General features: G+C 45.8%; 10 protein-coding genes and 1 riboswitch. All 10 genes read left to right on the top strand.

Annotated elements, in window-relative coordinates:
• The first annotated feature begins 13 nt into the window (after window positions 1-13).
• The 10 genes from KKZ03_RS07725 (at window position 14) to KKZ03_RS07680 (ending at window position 11932) form a co-directional block, all read left to right on the top strand.
• Window positions 14-1492 (top strand): efflux transporter outer membrane subunit, encoded by a 1479-nt coding sequence (locus tag KKZ03_RS07725; protein ID WP_243220934.1) that lies wholly within the window; start codon window positions 14-16, stop codon window positions 1490-1492.
• A 591-nt stretch (window positions 1493-2083) separates the two neighbouring features.
• Window positions 2084-2473 carry a glycine zipper family protein gene (locus KKZ03_RS07720; protein ID WP_243220933.1) on the top strand — a complete coding sequence of 130 codons (390 nt, stop codon included), beginning with the start codon at window positions 2084-2086 and terminating at the stop codon, window positions 2471-2473.
• A gap of 369 nt (window positions 2474-2842) precedes the next feature.
• Window positions 2843-2916: riboswitch (cyclic di-GMP riboswitch) on the top strand.
• A gap of 31 nt (window positions 2917-2947) precedes the next feature.
• On the top strand, window positions 2948-3280 hold the full coding sequence (locus KKZ03_RS07715) for a hypothetical protein (protein ID WP_243220932.1): 333 nt from the start codon (window positions 2948-2950) through the stop codon (window positions 3278-3280).
• A gap of 939 nt (window positions 3281-4219) precedes the next feature.
• Window positions 4220-5029, top strand: a complete 810-nt coding sequence (locus tag KKZ03_RS07710; RefSeq protein ID WP_243220931.1) for an energy transducer TonB — start codon at window positions 4220-4222, stop codon at window positions 5027-5029.
• 10 nt (window positions 5030-5039) lie between these two features.
• Window positions 5040-5987, top strand: a complete 948-nt coding sequence (locus KKZ03_RS07705) for a MotA/TolQ/ExbB proton channel family protein (protein WP_371744871.1) — start codon at window positions 5040-5042, stop codon at window positions 5985-5987.
• Entirely contained in the window at window positions 5987-6400 is a 414-nt protein-coding gene (locus tag KKZ03_RS07700; RefSeq protein ID WP_243220930.1) for a biopolymer transporter ExbD, read from the top strand. The genes KKZ03_RS07705 and KKZ03_RS07700 overlap by 1 nt, the downstream gene beginning before the upstream one ends.
• 174 nt (window positions 6401-6574) lie before the next feature.
• The gene (locus KKZ03_RS07695; protein WP_243220929.1) at window positions 6575-7540 is read left to right on the top strand and encodes an SMP-30/gluconolactonase/LRE family protein; all 966 of its coding nucleotides are present in this window, start codon (window positions 6575-6577) and stop codon (window positions 7538-7540) included.
• Between the two features lie 104 nt (window positions 7541-7644).
• Window positions 7645-8535 (top strand): dienelactone hydrolase family protein, encoded by an 891-nt coding sequence (locus KKZ03_RS07690; protein WP_243220928.1) that lies wholly within the window; start codon window positions 7645-7647, stop codon window positions 8533-8535.
• A 198-nt stretch (window positions 8536-8733) separates the two neighbouring features.
• Window positions 8734-10872 carry a protein-disulfide reductase DsbD gene (locus KKZ03_RS07685; RefSeq protein WP_243220927.1) on the top strand — a complete coding sequence of 713 codons (2139 nt, stop codon included), beginning with the start codon at window positions 8734-8736 and terminating at the stop codon, window positions 10870-10872.
• A gap of 439 nt (window positions 10873-11311) precedes the next feature.
• Window positions 11312-11932 (top strand): redoxin domain-containing protein, encoded by a 621-nt coding sequence (locus KKZ03_RS07680; RefSeq protein WP_243220926.1) that lies wholly within the window; start codon window positions 11312-11314, stop codon window positions 11930-11932.
• Window positions 11933-11936 lie beyond the last annotated feature (4 nt).

Raw genomic sequence — 11936 nt, 5'->3', positions numbered from 1 at the left:
ATCTGAGATTGTCATGAATTTTCGTATTATCCCAACCCTGATTTATTCACTATCAACTCTGCCACTGACCGGCTGCACCGTCGGGCCTGACTATGTGCGCCCACAAACAGCCATTCCCGATAATTTTAAGGAAATAAAAGGCTGGAAGCAGGCCCAGCCCCGTGATAATTTACTGGTCGGCAAATGGTGGGAAATATTCAACGATGCCCGGCTTAACGGTCTGGAAGAACAGGTTGTCAGCGGGAATCAATCAATTGCCCAGGCCGAAGCACAATATCGCCAGGCTCAGGATCTGGTGCGCTCGGCACAATCGGCTTACTTTCCCACCGCGACGGTTACCGGCACTACCAACCGGTTTCGTGCTGCCAGTGGTCAAAATGTTGCTGTCAGTGGTGTTAGAAATCTTTTCGGTGCCGCCGTGGCATTAGCTTGGGAGCCGGATTTATGGGGCAGTATCCGACGCCAGGTTGAAGCCAATGAAGGTAGCGCCCAAGCCAGTGCCGCCACCTTGCAGGCCTTGCAACTATCTACCCAGGCTACTCTGGCTGAAGATTATTTTATATTGCGATCACTAGACGCACAAAAAGCGGTGTTTGATGAAACCGTAGCCGCTTATACCAAGACCCTGGAAATTACTAAAAATCGTTATACCGCCGGTGTTGTCGCCAGAACCGATGTCGTACAAGCCCAAACCCAATTGGAATCAGCCCGTGCACAAGGCATTAATCTTGGCGTGCAGCGTGCAAAACTGGAACACGCCATTGCGGTTTTGACAGGTAAATCGCCTACCGAGTTATCCCTGATTGCAGTACCGCTGGATATCGCACCGCCGCCGATTCCAGTCAGTCTGCCGTCGGAATTACTGGAAAGACGTCCTGATATTGCCGGCGCTGAACGTAAAATCGCCGCTGCCAACGCTCAGATCGGCGTTGCAAAAGCCGCCTTTTTCCCCACGATAAATCTGGGTGCCAGTACCGGCTTTCAAAGTAATACCTTGTCGACGCTATTTACTGCCGCTAAACGTTACTGGGCCTTGGGACCTGCGGGGGCAGCTCTGACGCTATTGGATGGTGGCGGAAAAAACGCGCAGTATAAGCAAACCCTGGATGGTTTCGATGCCACTGTGGCTTTCTACAAACAGACCGTACTTACCGGCTTTCAGGAAGTTGAAGATAATGTGGCGGCACTGCGGATTCTCGAAGAAGAAGCGCAAGTTCAGGACAAAGCCGTAACGGCGGCTCGCGAAGCATTGGCGATGATATCCAATCAATATCAGGCCGGTATGGTCAGTTATTTGAATGTAATGACCGCTCAGGCGGTGGCGCTAAATAACCAGCAAACGGCGATACAACTCTTGGGTAATCGACTGGGAACCTCGGTTCAACTGGTTAAAGCCTTGGGCGGAGGCTGGAATGTCGCCATGTTGCCGACACCTGACGAAGCCGGTGGCGAAGTGAAGTGGACAGATTTTTTACCATATCCGGTTAACTGAGCAGTTTGACTGATAGTAGTAGTCAGGTAGCAGACCAATAGCGATCATTAATCGGTAAAACCGTCACAATGCAAAATGAGACTGTTTCATTTACCTTGTTAAATTTATGGCTATCTTTATCTAATCTTAATCAAACCTACAGGCTTCCTCTCATGTTGATTATGTAAGCTGTACGCAGTCGTAAACTTGCCCGTAAAGCCGGCTTTAAACCCAACAATATAAGCAGCAGTAACTTAGCGGTGATTGGAAATGGATAATGAACTTTTAATAAATCAAGCCCAACATCTTTTTGTGCTGTTGAATACCAGACAAAAGGAATCCGACCTGGAAAACAGGATGGGGTTTGATCGTCTGTACCCTATCGTAAGACGTGCTTTCCGTCGTTATCATCGTCGACTAAGACACTTAAACAGATAAGACCTGCTTCCTATATTTGCTATTTTCTGCGACTGCTATTTCAGTCCATCCTGACAGTAGGCCCTATAAATATTAATAAATCAGCAATTATTAGCAGAAAAATCTGGACGTTCATTTTATAAAGACCGGAAAATTTTGCATGCTGTTTGACCTATATCCTTTTTTGGAGAAAACATGAAAAAATATAATTTACCCATAATATTAATGGTTTCCGCATTAGCTACCGGATGTGCGTCTATGAGTGGGTGGCGTCCAATTCTTGATCCCCGCCTGGATGAACATCCGGAAACCGTTCAGCGCGACATGGCAGAGTGTAAGACACTGGCAGATCAAGCATCAGATATCACCAAAGAAGTCGCTATGGGTGCAGGTGTTGGTGCTGTTACTGGTGCCGCAGGTGGTGCAGCTGTTGGCGCTATAGCCGGCAGTGCGGCAACAGGTGCCGCAGGTGGTGCTATTTTGGCTATTCCCGTTGGCTTGTGGAAAGGCTATGAAGCCAACGAGGACTTTAAACGAGCATTCAGAACCTGTATGCGTCAGCGCAACCATACACTGGTCAACTAAAGGCAACCTTGAAAAATCATTATTTTTGGCCAATTGACAGTTCCTGAAAAAACCGAAATTTCTGCTGCAGATTGTCTTAATATTTATTGTCAGCAGCTATTAACCTGACTGATACCACTCAATAGCGTCATCAAAATATCTTATCAATCACGAACGATGCGCGTCGTAACTCAGCACAGCCCATGACTTTAGTGTCTGTAGAGTGCTTGTTACCATTCAAAACCCGACTCACTATTTTTAGAAGTTATTCTTTATTTATTTACGGTTTTGAAATAGCAACAATTTTAAGCATTTATAAGCAGGCGAGCTTGCCTGCTTATAGAAATTGCAAGATTGTGTTACACTTTTATCCAAGTGTGCATGATTGACGAATAAAAAAGCCAAACTTATTACAAGATAAGGACGGACAGCCACGGCGCTTATAAGCCAGCCGGGTTACATTAAATTTAATAAAAATTTTCTATAGGTAACAATATGCAACCTAAAAAAACACGCTTAGCACTAGCCTTAATTATTGGCACCGTAGCAACTGGCACAGCCCATGCGTCTTTAACGTCCAGTGACCCTTTGACGGTTTATGACTCAGTGCAAGACATTAACTGGTCCCAAGACACTAGTGCTGGTTACCTAAACCCTTCCATTAAGTCTAAGAATCTGTATTTATGGGCTGTTCGTCCGGGCAATGTTGCCATCGTTTCGGTACCTGCTACAATGCCATTACCCGGTGCAGTCTGGCTATTATTGAGCGGCATGCTCGGAATAATGGGCTTAAATCGTCGTAAAAATATCGGGTTATTCGGCAATTGACTGATTCTCAATCGAAAATAATTTCTTAATAGTAGCCAAGCTTCTGCTTGAAAATTAGTCAGAGTAAAACGATTTTACCGATAACATCCCTTATAAGGGATGTTATCGGCTCCTATTTATTGATTACAAGCCCAGAAAAGCAATAAATTCGTGCCTTTTTTCGTACTTTCGTGGACATTGGATTTTGCTTGTTAGCCTTACTTCTCCAATATGACACGTTGTATCGCACTCCATTTAGGATAAGACTAGCTTTTTTCCCCACCAATACAGGCAATATTTGCGGCCTTCTTAAATTCCACCTTAAGCCAGTCGATGCTGACCATAAAAAACTTCTCTCGGTAGGGTGGACAACGATTTTTTGCCTACTGCTTTTGACCGATGACTTAGTTAACCAGATGAAATATAAGAAGATTGCAAACCCAAGCCCCGCTTAATAATAAAAACTCTGCATTTATTTCGTGTCTTTCGTGCTTTTCGTGGACAATAAATAAAGAGGGCATGATTTTCTGCAAAACCCCCGTCTTACCCAAGATTTAATTCCAACATTGCTTTCCTGTTCACCCTATCACCTGAAAATTAGCCAGGCCTGACTCCATAAACTGTTGCTCAGGAAACACCTGAGTAACAAAAGGTTATTCAAACTGATGATCAACAAACAGTCGTTAATTGAGTAATCATTGCCATCAAGTCGAATTTCTATCCTAAAAACCTGCTTCACAAAACTCGTCATAACGCTATAAAACCATTAAATACAGATGGTTATAGTCATTTTCTATAACATTCCCTCCTAATATTTATGATTTTAAGAAAATATGGCACGGTACCTGCTTTATCTAAATCAACAGTATTAATTAAAGCCGGCCAGCACTTGGATTATCAAGCTGATTTGTCATTGAACAGCTAAGGTCCGGTGACTTTTTAAACAACGGGAGATATCGCATGAGTAGTCAATTAAAAGTTTTTAATAGAGTTGATCCATCTACATTTATACCGGAAAAGAAAAAGGGTAATGTCATTTCCATTAATGTGGGTGCCAGTCGACTGATAAAAAGATTCTCCGGTTCATCGGTCCCTGTAGTGTTGAGCGATTTTAAACATAATTCAGAAGTTCGCGACAACAAAGCCATCGATTATCTGCTTATCGGCATCTTGTCGATAGTCATACACTCCTTTGTCGTCGATCACTTCAAGCAAATACCTGTCGAAGAAGAGTTGGTCGAACCGGTTAAGCCGCCATCTAAGGTGCAAATTTCATTTGTTCGTCCCCAGCCACCCAAGCCGGTCGTTCAGCCACCGCCACCGCCGCCACCCAAAGTGGTGGCGCTTAAAAAACCGCCCAAACCCAAGATAAAACCCAAAGCGGCACCACCGGTTATCGAGCAGCCACCTGCTCCATCAACCAGTACGGTCACTGATGCAGCTGCTCCGCTAGTTCCTGCTCCTCCCGCACCGGTAGTGGAAAAAGTAACCCAACCACGTGCAGGCGCCGGTTATCTGAATAATCCACCGCCGGTTTATCCTGAAATAGCCATGGATCGTGGCTGGGAAGGCAAAGTGCTGATGAAAGTACATGTTCTGGCCAGTGGCAAGCCTGACACTGTTTCTGTACTTAAATCCAGCGGCAAAGATGTCTTGGATGATGAAGCGGTTAGAACCGTTAAAAAATGGTCATTTGTTCCGGCTATGCGAGGAACCACGCCAATCGATGGCTTGGTAACCGTTCCAATTTCTTTTAATTTACAAGGTTGAGGTTTTAATCATGACAGAAACAACATCTGCTGCAGCGGAAATTCCACAAGCAGCCACTCAAACACCCCTTTCAGGCTCACCAATTTCAGGCACTGATATTGCCGGCGCGGCTAATAGAGCGGCAACAACCGTTGCGGATGCTTCACCTGCAGCTACAAATCTGGCGACTTCGGCAGCGGATATAGCACCTGCGGCTCCTGAAATCACCTCGGCGCTAATTGTAGATGCCACTTTATGGATTTTAATCGCGTTTTCTGCCGTAACATGGGCTTTGATAATGATTAAGGGTATACAGCATCTGCGGATTTCGCATCACAATCGGGCTTTTAGCAAGAAGTTTTGGGGAGCCGAGGATTTTCAGGCCGCTTCTGCAATACAAGGTAATAACGGCCCGGCTGCCAGAGTCGCTGAAGCGGGGTTCGCCACGTTACTGGAAGCCGATGGCGGGACAACGACCCATGATCTGGAGCATACCGGCGATCGTCAGGAACTGCTGGATCGACGTTTACGCCAACAAATGCAAAAAGAACGCAGTGCATTGGAAGGCGGACTGGCCATATTAGCAACCGTAGGCAGTATCTCGCCATTTGTGGGTTTGTTCGGTACCGTCTGGGGAATTATGGGCGCACTGACCAGTATCAGTAAAAGCGGCTCAGCCAGTCTCGACGTAGTTGCCGGCCCTATCGGTGAAGCACTTGTTGCTACCGCTGTGGGTATTGCCGTCGCGGTACCGGCGGTAATCGGATACAACTTTTTTATTCGCAGAAACAAGGTGATTTGGGCATTTCTTGACGATTTCTCTATCGATTTTGTTCATCTTGCCTTAAAAACGGCATTCTTGATTAAGCGTCAAGGTTACGGTGCGCCTGCCCCGTCACGCTCCAACGAGCCGGTAACAAGAAAACCGGTTATCAAAACAAATCATAATGAATTACAACCAGAAGGAGCGCAAATCTAATGGCTTTTAATACCAAAGATAGCGGTGATGATGATGATGTGATGAGTGAAATCAACGTCACGCCACTGGTTGATGTGATGCTGGTACTGTTGGTCGTATTTATCGTAACAGCCCCTTTATTGACTCAAGCCGTACACGTCAATCTGCCCAAGACTGCTGAAACTGCGGCTCCCGAAGAAAAAGATGCAGTTTATATCAGCGTTGATGCCAAAGGGAAAGTATTCATGGACAAAACAGAGATTGCTATCGAAGCCTTTGAAAACGAACTGATAACCCGTAAGGCCGCTGATCCTGAGATTGCACTTAATCTTAACGCAGACGATGCCGTTCAATACGGCATTGTCGCCAAAGTGATGGCATCAATAGAACGCTCCGGCATTACCAAGTTAGCCGTACTAACGATCCCCAAGTAATCAGGGCAAAAAATCAGACGACTGACCGGCTCTTTTGGAGCTGGTTAGCATCTGCAACCAGTTTACTAAAAAGGATCTGAAATCACAGGCTACAAATAAGACTAAAAGCTGATTGTTATCCGCCAAACTTTTACTTTAAAAGACTATTTAAGATTAATTCAAAGGATAAAATAGATGTTACTTAAAACTTCACACACGAAATTATTTTTAGCGTTGGCTGCCTTGGCGTTTACTGCCTCGGCGCAGGCTGACGATCCGGTTACCCCCCCTATTCCTGGCGTGGCGGCAGGCGGTGTGATCATCGAATTAATCAAAGATGGCTTTAAAGGTACAGAAGGGCCTATTGGCTACCCGGATGGTAGTTTGTTGTTTACAGAAACACAGGCTAACCGGATTATACGTATCGCACCTGACAATACCGTTTCAACATTTTTGGAAAACTCCAATGGTGCCAACGGCCTTGCCTTAAATGCCAGTGGTGAAATCATTGCCGTGCAAACCCTTAAACCTCAGGTAGGCATTATTTACCCGCTTGATAAACAAAAAACCTTTACTGAAAATTTTGAAGGAACACTGTTTCAACGACCCAACGACGTCGTGCTGGATAAGAGTGGTGGTATTTTCTTTACTGACAGTGGTACCCGGCCGACGAAAGAAACCCCTACCCCTCCTGTTTCTCATCCGGGTGTATTTTACGTTACCCCTGCGGGTCAGTTAACGCGACTGGCTAACGATATTGAGCGCCCCAACGGTATTCAATTGAGTAAAGATGAAAAAGTGCTGTATGTCGCCAACACGCTAGGCGAAAACATTTTGGCTTATGACGTTGGCACTAATGGTGCGATCTCAAATAAAAGAAACTTTGCCAAGCTGGATGGCTGGAAAAATGAAGATAACATCTGGTCTAGCGGTGCAGACGGTCTTGCCATTGATGATGAAGACAGACTTTATGTCGCCTCCAATTCCGGTATTGAAGTATTTAGTGCCAAGGGCGAAGCGCTGGGTATTATTATCCTGCCCAAAAAGCCGCAAAACATAGCTTTTGCAGGCACCGATAAAAAAACACTTTATGCCGTAGGACGCGGAGCTGCTTACAAAATTCCTCTGCTTGCGCAAGGATTTAAAGGTCGCGCGAAATAATTTTGTTGCACGGCAAGTTCAGGTCGGGTTAGGCGCTAGCCGTAACCCGACACAGATACGTTGATTTGTAATATCCGTAAATAAACAATATCCAAGGAAATCCTATGACACGTAAAACCGCGAAAGACTTCGAACCGGAAGTGCTGAAACTATTTGACAGCTATGTCCACGGCCAATTATCACGCCGGGGATTTTTGGCTTCGGCGGCAAAATTTACCGTATTGGGTTTGACTGCCGAAGGGTTGCTTGAAGCCTTAAGTCCAAACTTTGCGCAAGCGCAACAAATAGGCAGTGATGATCCTCGACTGACGGCAAAATACGTTGAATATCCCTCGCCTGCCGGTTACGGAAAGATTCGTGGTTATTTGGTTCAGCCGGCAAAATTTACCGGTAAATTACCGACCGTGTTGGTAGTGCATGAAAACCGCGGCCTTAACCCACATATCGAAGATATTGCAAGACGTATTGCCCTTGATAATTTTATCGTTTTTGCTCCCGATGCCCTGTTTCCGTTAGGGGGTTATCCCGGTGATGAAGATAAGGCGCGTGAGCTGTTTAAAGGACTGGATCAAACTAAAACGCACGCCGACTTTATCACCGCTGCCGGCATCTTGAAAAATCTGCCCGAAGGCAACGGTAAAGTGGGCGCGGTAGGTTTTTGCTACGGCGGCGGTATTGTTAATTTTCTGGCAACACAAATTCCTGATCTGGCCGCTGGTGTACCTTTCTATGGCAGCCAACCCACTGCAGAAGACACGGCAAAAATCAAAGCGCCCTTATTACTTCATTATGCCGGCGAAGATGAGCGTATCAATGCGGGTTGGCCGGCTTACGAGATCGCCTTAAAAGCCTCCGGCATTCACTATCAAGCCTACATTTATCCGGGCGTACAACACGGTTTTAACAATGACACCACGCCGCGTTTTGACGAAGCTGCTGCAAAATTGGCATGGCAACGCACGATCGAATTTTTTAACCAACAATTGCGTAGTTAAGGCCGAGGTTGGTTTCCAATAAGGAATCAACCCACAAAAATCTTGTAACAATATTATTTTAACTATTTTTTTTTCGTGCTTTTCGTGCTTTTCGTGATTTTCGTGATTTTCGTGGACCCTGTTTTTTCTTGGCAAGCAGAGTCTTGATGCAAGATTCTTTCTCGGGAATCACCTTATTACCGATAATTCCGGATGTTTATGTTTGAATTTCGCCTACTGACTATTGTATTTATTTTGCTTGGCATGTGCAGTCTTAACGCACAGGCCGACTCGTTTGCAGCAGAAACCGACCAGGTCAAGGCGCAACTGATTGCCTCTGTCGGTGCCGTACATCCGGGCGATGAAATTTTGGTAGGTGTGCATCAACGCATTATTCCTCATTGGCATACCTATTGGATAAACCCCGGAGATTCCGGTTTACCCACGACAATTGTCTATACTCTGCCTGCCGGCGCAACAGCCGGTGAAATTCAATGGCCGACTCCTGGTCGCATTGTTATGGGACCGGTAACCAATTACGGCTATGAAAACGAAGTTACCTTACTTTCCAGCATTAAAGTGCCGCTTGATAGTGTCGTCGGCAGCGAATTTCGTATTAATGCCAAAGTAAAATGGCTGGTTTGTGAAGAAATATGTATTCCTCAAAAAGTCGATTTAACGCTGTCTTTACCGATTGTTTTACCCGGTACCAACACTGGAAACGGCAGTCCGCTGATCAAAACCGCTCTTGCCGGTTTGCCGAAGATAAATCCTTGGCCGATAAAATTGACGCACAGCGAAAAGACCTTATCGTTGCAAATAACGGATGCCGAACTACAACCCACCGCGGTTAAAAATATCCGGTTTTATCCAGCCAAATGGGGAAATGTTGCACACGGTGCGGAACAACCCTGGCAATTTTCAGGTAATACCATTGAGTTACAACTAAAACCGGGAGATGCACCATTATCTCCCGGCGAAAACCTGACCGGTATTTTAACAATTACCGAAAATGGTAGCAGCGGCACGGTTACACGCGGATATAGTGTAAACGTTACAGGTAAAACGGTTGCCGGTATTGCACCCATCAATACCGAAAAACCCGACTTGGTACTCGCCTCCGCCTTACTGTTGGCCTTCCTGGGCGGCATTATATTAAACCTGATGCCCTGCGTTTTTCCGGTACTGTCCATTAAAGCCTTGGCCTTAATAAAACATGCACAGCAAGCACCGCGGCAAAACCGCCTGCATGGCTTGGCCTACACGCTGGGCATACTGGTGAGTTTTGGGTTGCTGGGTATCGCACTGATTGCGTTAAAAGCCGGTGGCGCTGAAATTGGCTGGGGCTTTCAATTTCAATCACCGCTGTTTGTGCTGACAGTTGCCTATTTAATGTTTACCGTCGGACTTAGTCTGTCCGGTGTATTTTCAATTGGCGGCTCGGTAATGGGAATCGGTTCCTCATTGGCCGGACGCAGCGGCTACAGTGGCAGCTTTTTTACCGGTGTCTTGGCCACTATTGTTGCGACACCTTGCACCGCGCCGTTTATGGGAGCTGCGCTGGGCTTTGCTTTAACTCAACCACCCGCTGCCTTGTTAGCGGTATTTTTCTGCCTGGGTTTGGGACTTGCATTACCTTATCTACTATTAAGCCAGTGGCCCTCCTTACAAAAACGATTACCCAAGCCTGGCCTGTGGATGGATAGGTTAAAACAGGGCTTGGCATTTCCCATGTATGCAACAGCAGTTTGGCTGGTTTGGGTGTTGGCACAACAAGCCGGCGTTAATGCCGTTGCTATCGCTTTAGGCGGGATGGTTATCATCGCCTTTGCTGCCTGGCTCTACGAAGCCACCAAAACAGCAAAAAGATCCACACAACTCAGTGGCGCCAGCGTTGCCGGATTCTCGCTGTGGCTGGCTTTAATCGGAAGTTACTTTGGCATAGAAACAGCCCCTGCGTCGCCCTCGCTAAAGGTTGCCTCTGCAAATAATTCGGAATCTTACTCCGCAGAGCGTTTAACCAAATTACGTAGCGAAGGCAAACCGGTATTTCTTAACTTGACGGCAGCCTGGTGCATCAGCTGTTTGGTTAATGAAAAAGTTGCCCTCAGTCAGGATTCAGTCATTGATGCTTTTGAAAAAGCGGATGTTACTTATCTAAAAGGCGACTGGACTAACCGCGATGCTGAAATCACCAAAATTCTTGCCGAATTTGGCCGTAGCGGTGTACCGCTTTATGTCTTTTATCCGGGAGGAATCGGCAATTTAAAAAATCCGGTTGTACTCCCCCAGATATTGACCCCGGAAATTGTAACAAAAGCCGTTGCTCCCTCGCTACTGGTAGAAACAGCGCTCTAGTCATTACCCGGGCAAATAATGCAGGAAGAGTAAGAATTAAGAAGATATCCATGGAGCGGTTATCTCCTTATCAGGAAACGAATAAACTGACAAAGGTAACGTCAACAGGCAAGTCGATGTGATCAAGTTCCTTGTTTAGGAAGTCGATAAAACCAATAAACATTACCAATCAGTTAATTATTCGCCAGTGATGGATCAGTTTTGGCAGGAACACAATGGATTGATTTTCTGCCTTTTTAATATTTTTTGGGATCTCGTTATACGCATACTCAGCACGGTCATGTTTACGGAATTTATGATCGAGTTATGACAGTGTGGAGTATATGTATAAAGGGATCATTGAATGTATGGCAATTTAGGTCGGATTTATACTGACAAATCATCACCAACGACTTGTCACGATTTTTACCGTCCCTTTTATAATTATTACGGAGTTTGTATGTTTTTATATCGATTTTACCCAATGGCTTTATTAAGCCTGGCTTTCGCTTTTACATCCGTGGCAGTTCACTCCGAATCCATAATCGATAAGCCGGCACCTTTATTCTCCGGAGCAGCCGCTGATGGCAGTACCATCAACCTTGCCGACTTACGGGGAAAAACCGTGGTCTTGGAATGGACCAACCATGAATGCCCGTTCGTCGTAAAACACTATGAAAGCGGCAATATTCCTGCCTTACAAAAAGATGCCGTCGCTAAAGGCATTGTCTGGCTACAGGTCATCACTTCAGCACCGGGTAAAGAAGGTAATGTTACCGGTGAAACCGCGCAGAAACTGAATACTCATCGCGGCGCAACCCCAACAAATACCGTTCTGGACAGTAATGGTTCAATCGGCAAGCTTTACGGTGCAACCAATACGCCACAGTTTTTTATTATCGATCCGCAAGGCGTGTTGGTTTACAAAGGTGGCATAGACAGTATCCCTTCTGCCGATCAGTCTGACATTGCCAAAGCCGAAAATTACATCAGTGCAGCCTTGGCCGATCTTGCTGCAGGCAGAAAAATCACCAAAACCAATACCAAACCATACGGCTGTTCAGTTAAGTACGCCAGTTAAATAA

The sequence above is a fragment of the Methylobacter sp. S3L5C genome (assembly GCF_022788635.1).
GTDB lineage: Bacteria > Pseudomonadota > Gammaproteobacteria > Methylococcales > Methylomonadaceae > Methylobacter_C.
Note: the sequence above shows the minus strand (reverse complement) of the source record. Positions and strands in the feature narration are given on the sequence as shown.